This window comes from Gaetbulibacter sp. M235 (assembly GCF_043876835.1).
Lineage (GTDB): Bacteria > Bacteroidota > Bacteroidia > Flavobacteriales > Flavobacteriaceae > Yeosuana.
The window spans coordinates 56,173-75,217 of record NZ_JBAWJZ010000003.1; the positions used below are offsets into that span (position 1 = coordinate 56,173).

Below are 19,045 nucleotides of genomic sequence, written 5' to 3' on the forward strand. Positions count from 1 at the left end.
ATCAAATTAAATAGGTCTCGTCAAGTTTGTAAATACTCTTGACAATAATTGGAGGTGGGTATTCTGAAAAAGAAGATGTTTCGTCTTCAATATTTTCAAAAAGTGAGATATAAGAATATACAAATGAAGAAACGAAAAGTTGTTTTTCAAAAGTAAGTTTAACAAATGTTAATTGGAGTTCATCTTGTCCTTGAACATTAATCTGTTTTTCTGAGCAACATCCTTTTTTTTCAACAGAACAGTCTGAGTTTGTGGTTGTGTTTTGCATTTCCATGCCACAGCCTTTAGCTTTATGAAATATTGCAGTTTCAACTAAAGTATCTCCACAATAATGCATATCAATAGTAAATGACATAGTAGAAAATAATACTACTAAAGCCATAAAAAATGCTGTTATTTTATGCAAAACTTCTTTCATAAGTCACAAATGTATAAAAAAAATCACTATGACAATGTGATAATTATCATGATGTTAACATCTAGTGCTTTAATCTGTAGTAATAAAAAGCTGGTAAAAGCACCAATAAAATAATTGGTTGAATTAAAAACCGACGCATATTGAAAAACAAATAATACTGTTCTTGTTTTGGATTTACAACAAAATACAAATAGATAAAAATTAATATCACAAATGAAATTCCATAAATCAATCCAGAGAATTTTATGATGCTTTTATCTTTAAAAACCACATATAATATTGCTAATGAGATAGCAGTATTAAGGAAGTATCTCAATGAAGTAAACATTGTTAACTTAAATACTTCACGCCTGGGATTATCAATGTATAAATAGTCATTTTGAAAAAAAACCAGATATGGGTCGTAAAATAATTCATTCTCAAAAACACGAATTAAAACTAGTAATCCAAACAGCACCAAAAGCAATGTATATTTCGTTAAATTATTCATTATTCCTAATCATATTCGAAAATCTATTCACCCAAACTATCCATAATAAAAATACCATACCATAAATTATAGCGGGAAAAATAACCGTATGCAAAATATCTTTTCGCCAAGGGTAATGGTATAAACTAATTGAAAAAAATACAATACGAATTAAATTAACAGAATAAATTAAAACACTTCCAGCCAGTATGTACATGAATGTTGTTTTAGGTTTTCCTGAAAAAGCTATAATAAATGATACAAATAAAATAATTACACTAACCGAGTTACAGCCTTCAGTAATTCTTGCCAAATATTTATTATTGATAATTAATTTCATTGAAGGTTCATCTGGATGCGGTAAAACTTCTGCTTTATAACCCATCAAATCAATTAAGTCTTTGCTTTGTCTAGCAACCAAATTGGTTACATAATCTGGATAATATTTTGAATCTTTAGAAAAATCTAAATAAAATTTATAGCAAACAGATAATGCAACATACACTAAAATAAATGTAATTATAAATTTAATAACCGATTTATATTTATTAATAAGTGCTTTCAAAAAAAAATTACTGTTTTATATTTTAATAATTTGAATATCGAAGTTAAGTCTTTTTAAATACTTTTACCAAAACTTTTGAATGATGATTTTTGAAAATTTAAAACCGGAAATTGAAAACATTATATCTAACAAGATAAAATCAGTAAATGAAAGACTTTTAAATGTCTGTGAATTGCTTGAAAAAAATGTATCCTATTATGATTGGGTTGGTTTTTATTTTAGAAACGGAAATAAAGAAGAACTTATTTTAGGCCCATATGTAGGAGCTCCTACCGACCATACAGTAATTCCTTTTGGTAAAGGTATCTGCGGGCAAGTAGCTGTCAGTAATCAGAATTTTGTAGTGCCAGATGTAACAGCTCAAGATAATTATATTGCTTGCAGTATAACTGTTAAAGCTGAAATAGTAATTCCAATTTTTGTAAATGGAAAAAACATAGGACAAATTGATATTGATTCAAATACACCGGACCCATTTACAGAAGAAGATGAACGTTTTCTAGAATTTGTGTGTGACAAGGCAGCAATACTCTTTTTATAAATTCAATATTACATCCCTGTTCTAATAGCTTCTACAGGATCAAGTTTTGCAGCAGAATTTGCGGGTAAAATTCCTGCTATTAATCCAATAATACTTGAAACAGCAAACCCTAGCACCATATTCTTAAACGATAAAATAAATTCAAAATCGCCTGCCAAAGCTGTACCAATAATGGTGCCTATCCATACTAAAAGCAAACCTACAAGACCACCAATGACTGCCAAAATAATGGCTTCAAACAAAAACTGAAACAATATAAATCTGTTTTTGGCTCCCATTGCTTTTTGTATTCCAATTAGGTTAGTGCGCTCTTTAACGCTGACAAACATAATATTTGCCACTCCAAAACCACCAACTAAAAGTGAAAATCCGCTAATTACCCAACCAATTAGATTCATTGTTGAAATAATCCCGTCAATTAAATCTGTAAAACCTGAAAGTTTGTTAACAAAAAAGTTGTCAATCTCGTCTGGCTTTAAACCTCTGTATCGTCTATATTTTTGTTTTAAAACCTGTTCAAATGCCCCAATATCAATTCCCTTTTCAGGTTTAATAATAATCATTGTTAAGGCACCTTTACTACCAGTATTCATAAATCTTCTGGCAAAATTTGCTGGAACAAATGCTTTCTCATCTGGTGAATCCATATTAAGTCCACCAAATTTTTCAAGCACACCAACAACGGTTAGCTTTCTTCCGTAAACTCTAACCACTTTTCCAACAGGCTCTTCATTTTCAAAAAGGTTTTGAGCCAAATTATATCCAATCACAATTACTGGTGTCCCTGTATTTGACTCGGTTTCATTATAGAATCTCCCTTTATAAAGCTTTAAATTATCAATTTCATAAATCTCATTTGAAACTGGAGTTGTGTTTATATTCTCGAGGGTTCTATCTCTATATCTAATACTTTGACCACTTCCAAAAAGGGCAAATGCACAAGCATCAATACCAGAAACATTACGTTTTATAAATTCAAAATCATCATTACCAGTTTGTGGAAAATTTTCACGTAGCCACCTAGGAACTGAAGTAGGTCCAAATGAAAAACGAGTTACATACATGGTATTTTTATCAATTCCTGATAGCTGGCTTTTTATGTTTTGATCTAAAGAATCTACGGCTGCTAAAACTGCTATTATTGAAAAAATACCTACTGTAACCCCTATTAAAGATAAAAATGTACGCAATTTATTATTTCTCAATGCATTAATCGCAAACGAAAAACTCTCTTTAAAAAGGCGTAAATAAAGTAACATAGATTGATTTTCCTATAAAACTATTGAGGTATAAAGGTAAGACGTTAAATTAAAATATTCGTTACAAAAAAATGAAAACAAAACAGTTTTCAAACATATATTTTTGCTTTAAATAATTACTTTTGCACTTTTAAGATATTATACTTCAATAAGTAACCAGAAGTTTATCTAAAAATTGCCGTTTCAAGTACAAAATATAAACAACACAACAAAAATGAACAACCAAAAAACTATCAAGTCTGCACTAATTTCTGTATTTAGTAAAGATGGGTTAGAACCTATTGTAAGAAAACTTAATGAGCAAGGTGTAACCATTTATTCAACCGGGGGAACACAAGAATTTATTAACAATTTAGGCATCAATGTAATCCCTGTTGAAGATGTAACTTCATACCCATCAATTCTTGGCGGACGTGTAAAAACTTTACACCCAAAAGTGTTTGGAGGTATTTTAAATCGTCAAAATAATGATAGTGATATTGCTGAATTGGCTGAATTTGACATTCCTCAAATTGATGTTGTAATTGTTGATTTATATCCATTTGAAAAAACGGTAGCTTCTGGAGCTAGTGAGCAAGATATTATTGAGAAAATTGATATAGGTGGTATTTCATTAATTCGTGCAGCAGCTAAAAATTATGCCGATGTGGTTTGTGTGGCTTCAATGGATAATTATGCTGAATTTTTGCAACTTATAACAGAAAAAAATGGAGCACTTTCTGAAAGTGACAGAAAACGTTTTGCAACTAAAGCATTTAATGTGTCGTCTCACTATGATTCTGCAATTTTTAATTACTTCAACAAAAATCATGAAGAAGCTGTTTTAAAAATTAGTGAAACTAATGGTCAAGTTTTAAGATACGGTGAAAATCCTCATCAAAAAGGGTTTTTCTTTGGTGATTTTGATGCGCTGTTTACAAAACTTCACGGAAAAGAACTTAGCTATAATAATTTACTAGATGTTGACGCTGCTGTAAATTTGATAAATGAGTTTAAAAATGATGCTCCAACATTTGCTATTTTAAAACACAATAATGCTTGTGGTTTAGCTCAAAGAACAACTATAAAACAAGCTTATTTAGATGCTTTAGCAGGAGATCCTGTTTCAGCTTTTGGAGGTGTTTTAATTAGTAATACAGAAATAGACAAAGATACTGCTGAAGAAATACACAACCTGTTTTGTGAAGTAATTATAGCTCCTTCATACGCTATTGATGCTTTAGAAATTTTGCAAGGGAAAAAAAACAGAATCATTTTAATAATTCATGATATTGAATTACCAAAAACTAGCGTAAGAAGTTGTTTAAATGGTGTTTTAGTTCAAGACAGAGATACCATAACAGATGCTATTGAACATTTAACTTATGTTACAAACAATAAACCAACAGAAAACGAGTTAAGTGATTTAATCTTTGCTTCAAAAATTTGTAAGCATACCAAATCTAACACTATCGTATTAGCAAAAAATAACCAATTATTAGCAAGTGGAACAGGGCAAACAAGTCGTGTTGATGCATTAAATCAGGCCATACACAAAGCACAAACTTTTAATTTTGATTTAAATGGTTCTGCGATGGCAAGTGATGCATTTTTCCCATTTCCAGATTGTGTGGAAATTGCGAAAAATGCTGGTATTAGTTCAGTTATTCAGCCTGGCGGTTCAATAAAAGACCAATTAAGCATTGATTATTGCAACGAAAATAATGTAGCTATGGTTCTAACCGGTACACGTCACTTTAAACATTAATTATAAAATATCTAATTATATTATTTCTTTTATATACCTTAACTTTTATTACATTTACAAGATATAGTTTATAAACCTTAAAATCATTTTTAGCACATGGGCTTTTTTGACTTCCTAACAGAAGAAATTGCAATAGATTTAGGTACCGCAAATACTCTTATCATTCATAATGATAAAGTTGTTGTTGATGCACCTTCAATAGTAGCAAGAGATAGAATAACTGGCAAAATAACACATGTTGGTCAGGAAGCTAGTTTAATGCAAGGAAAAACTCATGAAAACATTAAAACCATAAGACCTTTAAAAGATGGTGTTATAGCAGATTTTGATGCTTCTGAGCAAATGATTAGTATGTTTATTAAAAATATTCCTGCTCTAAAAAAGAGGTTTTTTACACCTGCACTAAGAATGGTTATTTGTATACCATCAGGAATTACTGAAGTTGAAATGCGTGCGGTTAAAGAAAGTGCAGAGCGTGTAAATGGTAAAGAAGTATATTTAATTCATGAGCCAATGGCGGCAGCTATAGGTATTGGTGTTGATATTATGCAACCTAAAGGAAACATGATTGTTGACATAGGTGGAGGAACCACTGAAATTGCTGTTATTGCTTTAGGAGGTATTGTTTGTGACAAATCTGTTAAAATTGCAGGTGACGTGTTCACTAATGACATTGTTTATTATATGAGAACACAACACAACTTATATGTTGGAGAACGCACTGCAGAAAAAATAAAAATTCAAATTGGTGCAGCTACTGAAGATTTAGAACTACCTCCAGATGACATGAGTGTTCAAGGTCGTGATTTGTTAACAGGAAAACCAAAACAAGTTCAAATTTCATTTAGAGAAATTGCTAAAGCCTTAGATAAATCTATTTTAAGAATTGAAGATGCCGTTATGGAAACGTTATCTCAAACACCTCCAGAATTAGCAGCTGATATTTATAATACAGGTATTTATTTAGCTGGTGGTGGGTCAATGCTTAGAGGTTTAGACAAACGTTTATCTCAAAAAACAGATTTACCAGTTTACATTGCAGAAGACCCATTAAGAGCCGTTGTTAGAGGTACAGGTATTACACTAAAAAACTTAATTAAATACAAAAGCGTATTGATTAAATAGCCATATTGATTTAACATGCAGCAGATTATAAATTTTATAATACGGAACAAAACGTTTTTATTGTTCTTGTTGCTTTTTTTTATATCACTTACTTTTACAATTCAAACACATTCATACCATAAAAGTAAGTTTATAAATTCGGCTAATTTTTTAACCGGAGGTGTTTACAATTCAATTAGCAACATCAATAGATATTTTGATCTTAAATCTCAAAACGATATTTTAATTGAAGAAAACAGTAAGTTAAAATCAATTTTATACAACACAAAAAACAAAAAAGATTCTAGCTATATTGATGATTTATCATTTAATCACACTTACAAATTCACAACTGCTAGTGTATTAAAAAACAGCTATAGTTCTTCAAAAAATGTATTATTACTTAACAAAGGAATTTCAGATAGTATAAAAGAAGATTTTGGAGTAATTTCGTCCAAAGGTATTGTTGGTATTATCGACAATACAAGCAGACATTATGCTACTGTTATTTCTGTTTTAAATACCACTAGTAAAATTAGTGCTCAGCTTAAAAAAACAAATCACTTTGGCACTTTAACTTGGAATGGAATATCTCCTTACCTTACACAACTTACAGACATTCCTAAAATAGCACTTGTTAAAGTTGGAGATACAATAATAACTTCTGGCCGTTCTTCAATTTTCCCTAAAGGAATTCCAGTAGGAATTATTCAAGACTTTAAACTTGATGCCGCTGAAAATTATTATGAAATAAATATTAAGCTGTTTAACGACATGACAAGTATTGAGCATGTTTATGTCATTGAAAATATTGATATTAACGAAATAACCAACTTATTAAAAAGCAGTACAAATGAATAGTGTATTATATACCAATATTACACGCTTTATTCTACTTGTAGGTTTACAAGTACTAGTACTAAATCATATTAATTTTTTAGGATATATTAATCCATATGTTTACATATTATTCATTATTCTTTTTCCTATAAAAAACAGCAGAACCCTATTTATTTTTTTAAGTTTCATCATTGGCTTAACTATAGATATATTTACAGATTCTGGAGGCATTCATGCAGCTGCTTGTGTAAGTATAGCGTATGCTAGACCAATTGTTTTAAAATTTTGTTTTGGAACGGTTTACGAATATCAAACAGTAAAATTTGATACTGTTGAGTTTAGTTCAAAATTTCTGTATATTACTATTCTAACTGTACTTCATCATATCATTCTATTTTCATTAGAAATCTTTAACATTTCTAAGGTAATTTTAACAGTTCAAAAAACGTTATTCTCAAGTATATTTACTATTATACTCTGTATTTTGGTAACCATTATTTTCAGTAGAAAAACTAAATGAGAAAATTTTTACTTTTTTTTATAATAATTGCTGTTGGTGTTATATTTATTTTCAGGCTTTTTTATCTGCAAGTCTACACCCCACAAACACATGATTTATATGAAGATAATGCGATAAGAAAGGTATTTGACTACCCAAAAAGAGGATTTGTTTTTGATAGAAATGGCGAGCTTTTAGTTTCAAACCAACCATCATACGATGTCATGTTTATTCCTAGAGAAGTAAAACCCTTAGATACTTTAGAATTTTGCGAGTTGCTAAAAATAAATAAAGATCAATTTATTGAAATTTACAATAAAGCACATCGCTATTCACCATGGCTTCCATCTGTTTTTATTCCTCATTTATCTAAAGAAGATTATGCTGCTCTTCAAGAAAAAATGCGAAAATTTGAAGGATTCTATATTCAAAAACGTTCAATAAGATACTATCAAACTACCATTGGAGCTAACGTTTTAGGCGATATAGGCGAAGTAAATAATGCTATTATTGAAAAACAACCCTATTATAAAATGGGAGATTTAATTGGCAAACAAGGTATTGAACTCTCTTATGAAAACACTTTAAGAGGTGTAAAAGGTATAAAGTTTATTCAAAAAGACAGATTTAACAGGGATATTGGCCCTTATAAAAATGGCATATATGATACTTTGCCTAAACCAGGAGAAGATATAACTATAACCATTGACGCCACTTTACAAGCTTATGGTGAGTTATTAATGCAAAATAAACATGGAGGAATTATAGCTATTGAGCCAAGCACTGGCGAAATACTTACTATGGTTTCAACACCAACATACAACCCAAATCTATTAGTTGGACGTCAACGTTCTGTTAATTTTTCTAAATTATATAACGACAGTATTTCAAAACCTTTATATGATAGAGGACTTCAAGCCATGTATCCTCCTGGTTCACCTTTTAAAATTTTAAATGCCCTTATTGGGTTACAAGAAGGCGTTGTTACTACAGAAGATCGTTTTAGCTGTAACCATGGTTATAGCTACGGTGGCAGAAAAATGAAATGCCACTCCCACTCAAGCCCACTTGCTATGAATGGTGGCATATATAACTCGTGTAATGCCTATTTTGCCAATGTTTACAGAAGAATTATTGATAAATTTAAAGATCCAGCAATAGGAATGGATATTTGGAGTAATCACGTAAAGAGTTTTGGTTTAGGAAATTATTTAAATAATGATTTATCTGTTGGCCAACCCGGTAAAATACCAAATAGCCAAACATATGACCAACTTTATGGCAAAAATAGATGGGGCAGCACATACAACCTGTCTAATGCCATTGGGCAAGGTGAAGTATTAACAACTCCAATACAGTTAGCAAATATGGTTGCAGCTATTGGTAATAGAGGTTATTATTACACACCTCACATTATTAAAAAAATTGAAGGAGAAACTATTGACCCTAAATATACTACACCAAACCACACAACTATTGATAAACAATATTTTGAACCAATAGTTCAAGGTATGTTTGATGTTTATAATTATGGAACAGCAGCAGCCGTTCAAATACCAGGAATTGAAATTTGTGGAAAAACTGGAACTGCTGAAAACTTTACTAAAATAAATGGTGTAAAAACTCAATTAACAGACCATTCCATTTTTGTAGCTTTTGCTCCAAAAGATAACCCAAAAATAGCAATTGCTGTTTTTGTTGAAAACGGTTATTGGGGTAGTCGTTTCGCTGGTAGAATAGCAAGTTTAATGATTGAAAAATATATTAAAGGTTATATTACCCGAACCGATATGGAAGATTGGATTTTAACGCATAGCTTAGAAAATGAATATGCAAAACCTTATTCCGGTGAACCATTTGGTATTAATGGAGCTACCACATTACAAGTAATTCCTTTAGACGAATCACTAAGATCTAAAAAACCAGATTCCATTACCAAACAGTAATTAAATGCTTAGAGAAACTCACAGACATTTTAAATTTGATTGGATTACCATAATTCTATTCCTTCTTTTAGTAGGCTTTGGTTGGTTAAATATTTTATCGGCATCACATACAGGAGAAACCATTGATTATTGGGACTTTTCAGAACCCTACGGAAAACAACTTATGTTTATTTTTTTAACCTTAGCCTTAATTGTTCTTATTTTATCAATAGATTCCAAATTTTATGAACGGTTTTCAAGTGTTATTTATATAATATCCATGTTATCATTAATGGGTCTTTTTGTACTTGGAAAAAATGTGAATGGTGCGACTTCATGGTATGCTATAGGAGGAATGACATTACAGCCAAGTGAATTTGCAAAAGCAGCAACTGCTTTAGCAGTAGCAAAATATGTTAGTGATATGAATACTGATATTCATAAATTTAAAGACCAGATTCAAAGTTTCATCCTTTTTGCAATTCCTGCAATTTTAGTTCTGTTACAAAATGATGCAGGAAGTACCATTGTTTATGCCGCTTTCTTTTTTGTATTGTACAGAGAAGGCTTACCAAAAATATATTTAATCATCGGTGTTGCATTGGTTATTCTCTCTTTATTTTCTTTAAAGTTTGGAGCTATAATTACTTCCATTGCAGCAGCATTTGTACTTATTGTCAATCATTTTTTTACTAAAAAAAAGCCTCCATTAATCCAACCAATTGTAATTTTAATAGCTTGTATTATTTTATCATCAGGCATCAAATTCTTTTATCAAAATGTATTGCAACCACATCAAAAGGACAGAATAAGTCTTTGGTTGAGATTAGAAAAAGATCCTGTTAAGCTTGAGATCATGAAAAAAACCTTTGCCTATAATTTAAATGAATCTGAAAAAGCAATTAGTTCTGGTGGTGTAACAGGAAAAGGATTTTTAGAAGGCACAAGAACTACAGGAAAATTTGTACCAGAGCAGCATACAGACTATATTTTCAGTACTGTAGGTGAAGAATGGGGCTTTTTAGGAAGTGCCATGGTTGTTATTGTTTTTGTGCTGTTACTAATTAGAATTCTTCACTTAGCTGAATTACAAAAATCACAATTTAGCCGCATGTACGGATATGGAGTAGCCTCCATATTTTTTATGCATTTTATGATAAATATTGGCATGGTAATGGGTTTAATTCCAACTATTGGCATCCCACTACCTTTATTTAGTTATGGTGGTTCTGGCTTATGGGGTTTTACCATTTTACTCTTTATATTTATAAAATTAGATTCTAACCGAATCAATGAATGGTAATTTTTAAACTAATTCCATGAAAAAACTATTTTTATATTCAATTCTAATTATTACTGTTTCAAACTGTTCAAGTGTTAAAACTAGTCAACAAAAAGAGGCCATTTTAAATTCATTTTCTAAAAATGAGATACAAATGATAATGTCTTCTGATTCTTTAACCCCAATGCGTGTTTATAAAATAACTAGCAAAAGTGATTCCTTGGTACTAAGAAAAAAGAGTGGGTATATAAAGCCAAATCCTAATGACCCGATACAAAAAACATTTATAAAACGTCTTTACAGAACTGTTACAGACAGTATGTCTTTAGGAGTCGGTATTGCTGCACCACAGGTTGGTGTTTTAAAAAATATTATCTGGGTTCAACGTTTTGATAAAGAAAACTTCCCTTTTGAAGTTTGTTTAAACCCAATAATCGTTCAATATTCTGAAAAAAAACAAACCAACAGAGAAGGTTGTTTGTCAATTCCTAACAGAAGAGAAACCTTAGATAATAGAGCTTATGCTATATTAGTTGAATATGATACTGAAAATGGAGAACACAAGGCAGAAATGGTTGAAGGATTTACATCTGTAATCTTTCAACATGAAATAGATCATCTTAACGGTATTTTGTATTTAGATCACCTTAACAAAGAGATAAAAGACGCTATAAAAACAGATTGATTTATTTTTTAATCTCTAATTTTTCGGCAAAATAATCACAGAAATCTTTCATAGTAGCCGTCATTTTTTCATCTTGAGTCGCTCTATTAAAAGTATCACTCATGGCTACTAAGGTTTGATGAAAAAACACTTTCATCTCATCAACTGGCATTTCTTTAGTCCATAAATCTATTCTTAAAGTTTCTTGAGCATTAGCATCCCAAACAGACAACATCATGGCTTTAGCTTCTTCATTGCTCACGCCACCATCTTGTGCTGTCCAAAATAATTTTTCCGGAACTCGGTTTTCGTCTAGCTCAACAGTTAACTCAATTTTAGATTTAATTTTATCAGGCATTATTTACTTGGTTTAAATTTTGAATTATTAAAAATATATTCAGGAGACGCTATAAGCATATCCTTTAATGACACCTCATTATTTTTCATATAGGCTTTTACAATTTGCCAACCTATATATTGCCCCAATCTTCCGGGAGATTGACTATCAATTTCTTCTAAATAAAATTTTGTGAATGGCGCTGGATTTATAAATCTGCCAGGCAATTTAGAATCGGTACTAAACAGTAATTCCCTTTCAACAAAATACCTCCAAATATAACTTTCATTAACATGAGCCCAATCTAGTTGTTCATTAGTGTATCCAATTCGCTCTGCTTCTGTTTTAAAAGGGATAACCTTATCTAAAAAATACAGCTGTTTTCCAAAATAAATCATTTCATCCAATAACGTTTTATTCTGTCCTTGATAAATATATTTTTTTGCGTATTCGGTTGCTAAATCAACAACCATATTCCTTTTATTAAAATCTTCCCTTATGTATTTTTGAATTCCTTGATAAAACTCATGATCACTTCCTAAATAAGTGTCTATGGAAATTAAAGCAATGGTATCTGTTAAAATTATTTTGTTTCTATAATCAACAAAAGACGTTGTAGTAATAATTCTTGGTGGTGTAAATTCTGAAAAATAATATTTGATGTGTTGAAATAAGGAGTTTATTTCATTTTGTTGTCCATCAATATTAGGAAAAACTTTTGCTACTTCTTCAAGTAATTTAATTTGAAGCGTATCTTGTGTTCTAGCAATCCAAAATGAATCCGCATATTTTTTTGAAAACATAAACGGATAATCTCTCTTTAACTTTGGTAAATTTTTATCATTTACATGACTGAACAACTCATCAAATCGTTCAATCTTAATATTCATAGGGATTTTTTCAATTTCTTGTTCAAGTTGATTTTCATTTTTACATGAAACAACGACAGTCAATAGAAATAATAGTAATATTACTTTTTTCATATAAAACTTAAACGTTCTAAATTTTTATTAATTGAGCGATTCCCTTATTTTTGTTTGCAAATGTACTATTCTTTGAATTAAAATCATTTAAAATGCAAACAGAAAAAGTTGTTGACCACATTGTAAATTGGTTAAAAGATTATGCTACAAATGCTAAAATGAACGGTTTTGTTATTGGCATATCTGGTGGAATAGATTCGGCCGTAACTTCAACGCTTTGTGCAAAAACTGGATTACCTCTTTTATGTTTAGAAATGCCAATTCGTCAAGCTCCTTCACAAGTAAGCAGAGCATTAAATCATATTGATTGGCTAAAAAATAACTTTGACAAAGTGACTATGACTAAAGTAAGCTTAACTCCGGTTTTCGATAGTTTAATAACATCTTTACCACAAGTTGAAAATGAAGAAGACCGATTTATGTCTTTAGCTAATACAAGAGCAAGATTACGCATGACAACTCTTTATTATTTTGCAGCTTTAGAAAAACTGTTGGTAGCCGGAACAGGAAACAAAGTTGAAGATTTTGGCGTTGGTTTTTACACAAAATATGGTGATGGTGGTGTTGACTTAAGCCCAATAGCAGACTTATTAAAAACCGAGGTTTACACTATTGCCAAATATTTGGGTATTAATAAAGAAATTATTGATGCAGCTCCAACAGATGGACTTTGGGGTGATGACAGAACCGATGAAGATCAAATTGGGGCTAGTTATCCAGAACTTGAATGGGCTATGAAAATGAATAATAATGGTAAAACTTTTGATGATTTTAAAGGTAGAGACCTAGAAGTCTTCAAAATATACAAGCGATATAATAATGCCAATAAACACAAAATGGACCCTATACCTGTTTGTATTATTCCAAATGAATTAATGTAGAAATTGCTTTAATGTCAATTTATTCCTATATTTACTATCATTTATACGTTTTCCCTAAAAAACGCTCTCAAAACACTTAAAATCAACCGATATGATTAAATTATTAATAGCAGATCACCATCCTATCGTTAGAAAAGGATTAGAATTACTTTTTTCCGCATCGTCAAACATCCAAGTAGTTGGAAGTCTTGATGATGGCGAAGCCATTATTGATTTTATTAAAAAAAATCCAGTTGACATTATTTTAACTGAAATTGATTTACCAAAACTTAATGGATTGACTGTTTTAAGAATTTTAAAGCATGAATTCCCCAACATTAAAAGCATCATTTTTAGCGGCCAACCTGAAGAAGTTTACGCTATTAATGCAATTAAAGCTGGGGCTTCTGGTTACATTTCAAAAACAGTAAATATTATCGCAATAAATGAAGCCATTTTAAAAGTAAATGAAGGTGGCACCTTTTTAAGTGATGAAATTAATCAACAAATAAAGCTTGGCAAACGAGTTAACAAAACAGGCTCTTACTACAAAAAACTCTCAACAAGAGAAACCGAAGTTTTAAAACTTTTATGTGTAGGTAAGAAAAACAAAGAAGTTGCTAAAGAATTAAATGTTAATGAAAAAACCATTAGCACTTACAAAGCAAGGTTAATGAGAAAATTAAAAGTGACTAATTTAGTTGATTTAGTTAACCAAGCTAAGGTGGCTAACTCACAAAGCTCTATTTAATTTTCTTGATAAAAGCATCTTTAGGCTAGAGTAATCTTTTACTTCCTCAAGGATGCTTTTATTTACACCTGTTTTATTTTGCAACGTTTTTTGCTGAAATTCTTTTACTTTCTGGTCAATTAAAAAGCATCTTAAACTAAGAATTGTTTCACTTACAAATTGAGCTATACTGTCTATCTTTTTTTTAGGATAAATATGGACACGCTCCCAATCAGCTAATGCATGCTGTTCATCTTCCATTAATATACTAGTGATTTCATTGGATATATAGGAATCAGCTGAATTTATAAAATTGTTTAATTGGAAGTCTGGATTTTGATTAAGTGTATCAATAATAGTATAATACAATGTTTTAAATTGAGGATTTGAAAATTCCATTTCATCATCTTGTAAATCTAAAAATATCTTTTCAAAAACTTTAGCAGTATTAATTACCGGTTCTAAAACTAATTGTCCTTGTTTGTTTTCTTTTAAAAGCAGATCTTCAAAATCTTCTGTTTTATTACCATAAAGCAATAAGGCTTCAATTATTTTACGCTCTAAAACATATTGAACATTAATCTTTTCAACTGGTTGTTGGTTTTTAATAACTTCAAAGGTTCTTTGTTCGGTTTTAAATTGTTTATTAGTCTCTTGAAATTCTTTTTTATCAATTTGAGCCAAGGTGCTAAATAAAACCTCTTCACTTATGTCCATAATTTTTGAACACTCCTGAATATAAATTTCTTTCTTTATTCTATCAGGAATTTTAGAAATACTATTTACAATATCTCTAATAGTTTCAGCTTTTTTGATTGGGTCATTTTTAGAATCCTCATATAAAACGGATGCCTTAAACTGAATAAAATCTTTAGCATTCTCAACTAAATAAACCGATAGCTCCTCAAGGGTGTTATGTTTTGCAAAACTATCTGGATCTTCACCTTCGGGAAACGTACATACTTTTACGTTCATACCTTGTTCCAAAATCAGGTCAATTCCTCTTAATGATGCTCTCATGCCGGCAGCATCCCCATCAAATAACACCGTAATGTTTTTTGTTAAACGATTTATCAACCTAATTTGTTCTGAAGTTAGGGCTGTTCCAGAAGAAGACACTACGTTTTTTATTCCTGTTTGATGAAACTGAATAACATCGGTATAACCTTCAACCAAATAGCAATTATCTTCTTTAGCAATACTTTGCTTTGCATGATAAATTCCATACAACACATTGCTTTTATGATAAATATCGCTTTCAGGTGAATTTACATATTTAGCAGCTTTTCTATCATTTATTAAAATCCTACCCCCAAACCCTAAAACGCGCCCACTCATACTTTTTATGGGGAACATAACACGACCCTTAAATCTATCAAAGCGTTTTTCGTCTTTAACAATGGTTAGTCCAGTTTTTTCTAAAAACTCCAATTTATAGCCTTGTTTTAAAGCTTCGTCAGTGAATGCTTGCCACTCATCAAGCGAATAACCTAAATCAAACTTTTTAATGGTTTCTTCTGTAAACCCACGTTCTTTAAAATACCCAAGTCCAATAGATTTTCCCTGGTCGGTCTTATGAAGTATATTTTGGAAATATTTATTTGCAAACTCGCTAACTAAATATAAACTTTCGCGCTCATCTTGTTGCTCCTTCTGCTCGTTAGATTGTTCTGTTTCCTCTATTTCTATATTGTATTTTTTTGCTAAATACTTTATGGCCTCAGGATAAGTAAAATGTTCGTGTTCCATTAAAAATGCAACAGCATTTCCTCCTTTTCCACTGCTAAAATCCTTCCATATTTGCTTCACAGGAGACACCATGAAACTTGGTGAACGCTCGTCGCTAAATGGGCTCAAACCTTTAAAATTAGTACCTGCTTTTTTTAGCTGAACAAAATCACCAATGACCTCCTCAACTCGGGCGGTTTCAAAAACTAAATCAATTGTTCTTGGTGATATCAATTTAAAAAAGTTACATTTAAAATGTAAATGTAATTATAAACTATTGATTTTTGAAATTTGGATTTGTTATATAAATTAACAATCTCGTTCACCTGCACTAAACTTATTTTAATAAACTGAAAATTAGGTAATCAAACAAAAAACCAAAAATGGTTTTTTGTTTGCCGCTATTAATCCATATCAAACCTAATCCCAACAGAGACATTTCGTTGATTGATTGCCTGGTCTTTAAAGATGGGCGACAAATCATATTTAACATACAAGGCTGTATCACCAAATCCAACATATCCACTTAAACCATATACTAAATTAGTAGTATTAAAGCTTTGTTTTTGTTTCTCTTTTATTGTTTCTCCATCAATGGTATATTTTAGTTTTTGCCGTGCACCTATATTAAAACCTCCATAACCGCCTAATCCAATTTTAAATTTATTAGTATTTATATATCTTAAACGATCCTCTCTGTCTAACTTTCTTAATGGACCAAATTCTAAATGCAATGGAAATACCAAATTTGAAACTTTGAATTTAGATTTTTTTAAATCATTTGGAAATGTTTCAAGTTCAGTTACATCACCATTTTGTTTAAAATACTGATTATCTTGGAGGTTAAATTTATTCCATTGAAATGAAAACCCATATTTAAACCTCAAAAAAGGTGAGTTCTTTAAAATTCTCGTTTTCCAATTCCATCCTAGCTCTACAAAACCAGAACTTCCAAATTTATATGGTGAATCATCTAATTTTTCACCATCAATTATCGCATTATTAAAACCTATTGCAAATAAAAAATCGTTTGAAGTTCTAATATCGTATTTAGGTGTTATCTTTTTTGTCTTTAAATTAAAAGTCTTATTGCTTATATTGATTCCAAAAAGATTCTTCTTTTCTTCTTGCAATTCATAATCATCCATTTTATTCTCAAAACTATAATCATTCCTTTCCAATAGGGCTATTTTATTATCAACAATAGCCAATCTATTTTCAATGTTTAAAGCTCGTTTTTTGGCAGCTTCCATTTTTAATTCTTCAGCTTCAATAGCTGTAATTTCTCCTTTTTCTAGGCGTATAGTAATCGCTTCAACTTCTGCTTTCAAAAAATCTCGTTCTTGTATTTTTATCGTTTCCTTAAAAGCTGCAAAAGCTTCTATTCTAGTTTTGTTATTGATGTTTTGAATGGTATCTTGTGCATTGATGACTTGCACGCTTAACAATAGTGACATAAGCACTAAATACTTGGTAATTGTTTGCATAACTGTTCGTTTTTTGATTTAATAATATTGATGATTAATTGATGATTTTTATTAATTGTTGCGTTGAGCAACGGCTGTTTTTACAATATTGAAATTAGATTTTAAAGCTTCAAATACCTTATCTCTAAAAGATTTATCTAAGTCTGCCTCTACATCTTGAAGAAGAGATTGTGCATCTACAATGCCAGTTTTTTGATTATAAAGTTTTTCTAAACTTATTTCCTTTTGAGCCTGTTGTAATAAAGCTTCCACATCTGCATCTGTGATAGACATATTATTATTTTTTAATGTTTGAACTTGAGCGATAACATCTTGAATTTTTTGATCTTCAAAACTTAATGCTTTTTGTTTTAATTCAACTGGTTTTAAATTCTTCTCTTCCAGATTGTTAGTATTTTCAGAAACTGTATTATTTGCCACTACAATTTGCTCTTTATCTTTAGAATTTACTTCATCTACAGAATTAGAATTCGCAATAACTTCTAGTTTTGGTCTTTCTAAAATTTCACTATTACCTTTTTTGTTATGATCTTCAACAATTACTTTATTCAAGTTCTTTTTATTTTCAGTTTTTGGTGTTACCACAATAATTGGAGTATTATTTTCAGTTTTCGTCTCATTAAAAAGTTGAGACACAACTAATAAAACACCAACAATACTGGCTGCCAAACCAATGAATAAAAAGGGTTTCGTTTTACTTTGTTTAGTGGAATCCAATTTGTTTTCTAACCTGTTCCAAGCATCTTCAGATGGCTGAATAATTCTCTTTTCAAGCTTATTTTTTATCCTTTCATCAAAGTTAGTTGATGCCATAGCTTGTATTATTTAATTCGTTAATTTTTTGTTGTAGCAAATTCCTTGCTTTAAATAACTGCGATTTTGATGTACCTTCTGTTATATTAAGCATCTCTGCAATTTCATGATGTTTATACCCTTCAATAGCATACATAACAAAAACCATTTTATATCCTTCAGGAAGTTCATCAATAAATTGTTGAATTTGTTCTACTTCAATATCTGTTTTAATATTATTGACATAATCATTCTTAAAATCAACCTCTTCAACAAGAAATTCAATATGTTTTTCTTTTCTTAAAAAGGAAATACATTCTCTCACCATAATTCGGCGGATCCACCCTTCAAAACTACCTTCTGCCCTAAAACTTTGTAAATTATTAAACACTTTTAAAAATCCGTTTAACATCACTTCTTCAGCATGGTGAAAGTCTTTTATGTAGTATCGGCAAACACTTAACATTTTTGGAGCATTCATTTTAAATAATACGTGTTGAGCTTCACGATTATTTTTGATTGCTCTTTCAATAAGAGTATTTTCATTTTTATAAAGTTGTATAACTTTCAAAAGAGATTTCATTTTGACTTCTGTATATATAGACGTAAATTAAATTCAAATGGTTGCCTAAAGGTTAAAAAATAAATTTAGCTTCATCTTTTTTAATAGAAATAATTAACTGACAAAGTATATACCACAAACTTGGATTTACTTTACTTGAAAAATTACCAATCGCCATACAATAAGAAAACAATATTTTTAATTTTTTACCAATGTTTTTACTCAAAACAAAAATTATTAATAACTAAAAACA

The 19,045-nt window shown here is 30.3% G+C and carries 20 protein-coding genes; 10 read left to right on the forward strand and 10 right to left on the reverse strand.

Features of this window, described 5'->3' with window-relative positions; genetic code table 11:
• Position 1 precedes the first annotated feature (1 nt).
• From V8G69_RS05535 to xrtF, 3 genes are all read right to left on the reverse strand, one after another.
• Positions 2–418 (reverse strand): hypothetical protein, encoded by a 417-nt coding sequence (locus V8G69_RS05535; RefSeq protein WP_394880824.1) that lies wholly within the window; start codon positions 416–418, stop codon positions 2–4.
• Positions 419–479: 61 nt separating this feature from the next.
• On the reverse strand, positions 480–908 hold the full coding sequence (locus tag V8G69_RS05540) for an exosortase F system-associated protein (protein WP_394880826.1): 429 nt from the start codon (positions 906–908) through the stop codon (positions 480–482).
• Positions 901–1,452, reverse strand: coding sequence for an exosortase family protein XrtF (gene xrtF, locus V8G69_RS05545; RefSeq protein ID WP_394880827.1), 552 nt, complete (start codon positions 1,450–1,452; stop codon positions 901–903). The genes V8G69_RS05540 and xrtF overlap by 8 nt, the downstream gene beginning before the upstream one ends.
• Positions 1,453–1,534: 82 nt before the next feature.
• Between xrtF and V8G69_RS05550 the strand changes: the two genes are divergently transcribed.
• Positions 1,535–1,993 (forward strand): GAF domain-containing protein, encoded by a 459-nt coding sequence (locus V8G69_RS05550; protein WP_394881192.1) that lies wholly within the window; start codon positions 1,535–1,537, stop codon positions 1,991–1,993.
• An 8-nt stretch (positions 1,994–2,001) separates the two neighbouring features.
• Here the strand turns inward: V8G69_RS05550 and V8G69_RS05555 are convergent, their stop codons facing one another.
• Positions 2,002–3,252: an ABC transporter permease gene (locus V8G69_RS05555; RefSeq protein WP_394880828.1), complete on the reverse strand. Its 1,251-nt coding sequence runs from the start codon at positions 3,250–3,252 to the stop codon at positions 2,002–2,004.
• A gap of 214 nt (positions 3,253–3,466) precedes the next feature.
• On the opposite strand from V8G69_RS05555, the gene purH reads away from it, so the two are divergent.
• From purH to def, 7 genes are all read left to right on the forward strand, one after another.
• A complete protein-coding gene (purH, locus tag V8G69_RS05560) occupies positions 3,467–4,999 on the forward strand; it encodes a bifunctional phosphoribosylaminoimidazolecarboxamide formyltransferase/IMP cyclohydrolase (protein WP_394880829.1) in 1,533 nt (510 codons plus the stop codon).
• A 96-nt stretch (positions 5,000–5,095) separates the two neighbouring features.
• Positions 5,096–6,124 carry a rod shape-determining protein gene (locus V8G69_RS05565; protein WP_394880830.1) on the forward strand — a complete coding sequence of 343 codons (1,029 nt, stop codon included), beginning with the start codon at positions 5,096–5,098 and terminating at the stop codon, positions 6,122–6,124.
• A 15-nt stretch (positions 6,125–6,139) separates the two neighbouring features.
• Positions 6,140–6,964: a rod shape-determining protein MreC gene (gene mreC / locus V8G69_RS05570; RefSeq protein ID WP_394880831.1), complete on the forward strand. Its 825-nt coding sequence runs from the start codon at positions 6,140–6,142 to the stop codon at positions 6,962–6,964.
• Positions 6,957–7,463 carry a rod shape-determining protein MreD gene (locus tag V8G69_RS05575; RefSeq protein ID WP_394880832.1) on the forward strand — a complete coding sequence of 169 codons (507 nt, stop codon included), beginning with the start codon at positions 6,957–6,959 and terminating at the stop codon, positions 7,461–7,463. Before mreC ends, V8G69_RS05575 begins: the two co-directional genes overlap by 8 nt.
• The gene (mrdA, locus tag V8G69_RS05580) at positions 7,460–9,388 is read left to right on the forward strand and encodes a penicillin-binding protein 2 (RefSeq protein WP_394880833.1); all 1,929 of its coding nucleotides are present in this window, start codon (positions 7,460–7,462) and stop codon (positions 9,386–9,388) included. The genes V8G69_RS05575 and mrdA overlap by 4 nt, the downstream gene beginning before the upstream one ends.
• A gap of 4 nt (positions 9,389–9,392) precedes the next feature.
• Complete coding sequence (rodA, locus tag V8G69_RS05585) at positions 9,393–10,670, forward strand: rod shape-determining protein RodA (RefSeq protein ID WP_394880834.1); 1,278 nt, start codon at positions 9,393–9,395, stop codon at positions 10,668–10,670.
• A 16-nt stretch (positions 10,671–10,686) separates the two neighbouring features.
• A complete protein-coding gene (gene def, locus V8G69_RS05590; RefSeq protein ID WP_394880835.1) occupies positions 10,687–11,334 on the forward strand; it encodes a peptide deformylase in 648 nt (215 codons plus the stop codon).
• Between the two features lies 1 nt (position 11,335).
• Here the strand turns inward: def and gldC are convergent, their stop codons facing one another.
• On the reverse strand, positions 11,336–11,671 hold the full coding sequence (gene gldC, locus V8G69_RS05595; RefSeq protein ID WP_394880836.1) for a gliding motility protein GldC: 336 nt from the start codon (positions 11,669–11,671) through the stop codon (positions 11,336–11,338).
• Positions 11,671–12,633: a gliding motility lipoprotein GldB gene (gene gldB, locus V8G69_RS05600; RefSeq protein WP_394880837.1), complete on the reverse strand. Its 963-nt coding sequence runs from the start codon at positions 12,631–12,633 to the stop codon at positions 11,671–11,673. The genes gldC and gldB overlap by 1 nt, the downstream gene beginning before the upstream one ends.
• A gap of 92 nt (positions 12,634–12,725) precedes the next feature.
• Here gldB and nadE point away from each other — a divergent pair, with 92 nt between their 5' ends.
• A complete protein-coding gene (gene nadE / locus V8G69_RS05605) occupies positions 12,726–13,514 on the forward strand; it encodes an NAD(+) synthase (protein ID WP_394880838.1) in 789 nt (262 codons plus the stop codon).
• Positions 13,515–13,605: 91 nt separating this feature from the next.
• The gene (locus tag V8G69_RS05610; RefSeq protein WP_394880839.1) at positions 13,606–14,244 is read left to right on the forward strand and encodes a response regulator; all 639 of its coding nucleotides are present in this window, start codon (positions 13,606–13,608) and stop codon (positions 14,242–14,244) included.
• Here V8G69_RS05610 and dnaG read toward each other — a convergent pair.
• The 4 genes from dnaG to V8G69_RS05630 all read right to left on the reverse strand — a co-directional run bounded on the left by dnaG (position 14,227) and on the right by V8G69_RS05630 (position 18,813).
• Positions 14,227–16,185 carry a DNA primase gene (gene dnaG, locus V8G69_RS05615; RefSeq protein ID WP_394880840.1) on the reverse strand — a complete coding sequence of 653 codons (1,959 nt, stop codon included), beginning with the start codon at positions 16,183–16,185 and terminating at the stop codon, positions 14,227–14,229. The two genes, V8G69_RS05610 and dnaG, sit on opposite strands and share 18 nt — an antisense overlap.
• Positions 16,186–16,355: 170 nt before the next feature.
• Entirely contained in the window at positions 16,356–17,438 is a 1,083-nt protein-coding gene (locus V8G69_RS05620; RefSeq protein ID WP_394880841.1) for a hypothetical protein, read from the reverse strand.
• 51 nt (positions 17,439–17,489) lie between these two features.
• The gene (locus V8G69_RS05625; RefSeq protein ID WP_394880842.1) at positions 17,490–18,251 is read right to left on the reverse strand and encodes a hypothetical protein; all 762 of its coding nucleotides are present in this window, start codon (positions 18,249–18,251) and stop codon (positions 17,490–17,492) included.
• Complete coding sequence (locus V8G69_RS05630) at positions 18,238–18,813, reverse strand: RNA polymerase sigma factor (protein ID WP_394880843.1); 576 nt, start codon at positions 18,811–18,813, stop codon at positions 18,238–18,240. The genes V8G69_RS05625 and V8G69_RS05630 overlap by 14 nt, the downstream gene beginning before the upstream one ends.
• Positions 18,814–19,045 lie beyond the last annotated feature (232 nt).

Coding starts and splice junctions, on each gene's coding strand:
- mrdA (WP_394880833.1), top strand. CDS start 7,460: ATGAGAAAATTTTTACTTTTTTTTATAATAATTGCTGTTGGTGTTATA.
- V8G69_RS05625 (WP_394880842.1), bottom strand. CDS start 18,251: ATGGCATCAACTAACTTTGATGAAAGGATAAAAAATAAGCTTGAAAAG.
- gldC (WP_394880836.1), bottom strand. CDS start 11,671: ATGCCTGATAAAATTAAATCTAAAATTGAGTTAACTGTTGAGCTAGAC.
- mreC (WP_394880831.1), top strand. CDS start 6,140: ATGCAGCAGATTATAAATTTTATAATACGGAACAAAACGTTTTTATTG.
- V8G69_RS05550 (WP_394881192.1), top strand. CDS start 1,535: ATGATTTTTGAAAATTTAAAACCGGAAATTGAAAACATTATATCTAAC.
- rodA (WP_394880834.1), top strand. CDS start 9,393: ATGCTTAGAGAAACTCACAGACATTTTAAATTTGATTGGATTACCATA.
- def (WP_394880835.1), top strand. CDS start 10,687: ATGAAAAAACTATTTTTATATTCAATTCTAATTATTACTGTTTCAAAC.
- gldB (WP_394880837.1), bottom strand. CDS start 12,633: ATGAAAAAAGTAATATTACTATTATTTCTATTGACTGTCGTTGTTTCA.
- nadE (WP_394880838.1), top strand. CDS start 12,726: ATGCAAACAGAAAAAGTTGTTGACCACATTGTAAATTGGTTAAAAGAT.
- V8G69_RS05620 (WP_394880841.1), bottom strand. CDS start 17,438: ATGCAAACAATTACCAAGTATTTAGTGCTTATGTCACTATTGTTAAGC.
- V8G69_RS05630 (WP_394880843.1), bottom strand. CDS start 18,813: ATGAAATCTCTTTTGAAAGTTATACAACTTTATAAAAATGAAAATACT.
- V8G69_RS05535 (WP_394880824.1), bottom strand. CDS start 418: ATGAAAGAAGTTTTGCATAAAATAACAGCATTTTTTATGGCTTTAGTA.
- purH (WP_394880829.1), top strand. CDS start 3,467: ATGAACAACCAAAAAACTATCAAGTCTGCACTAATTTCTGTATTTAGT.
- V8G69_RS05610 (WP_394880839.1), top strand. CDS start 13,606: ATGATTAAATTATTAATAGCAGATCACCATCCTATCGTTAGAAAAGGA.
- V8G69_RS05555 (WP_394880828.1), bottom strand. CDS start 3,252: ATGTTACTTTATTTACGCCTTTTTAAAGAGAGTTTTTCGTTTGCGATT.
- V8G69_RS05565 (WP_394880830.1), top strand. CDS start 5,096: ATGGGCTTTTTTGACTTCCTAACAGAAGAAATTGCAATAGATTTAGGT.
- V8G69_RS05540 (WP_394880826.1), bottom strand. CDS start 908: ATGAATAATTTAACGAAATATACATTGCTTTTGGTGCTGTTTGGATTA.
- V8G69_RS05575 (WP_394880832.1), top strand. CDS start 6,957: ATGAATAGTGTATTATATACCAATATTACACGCTTTATTCTACTTGTA.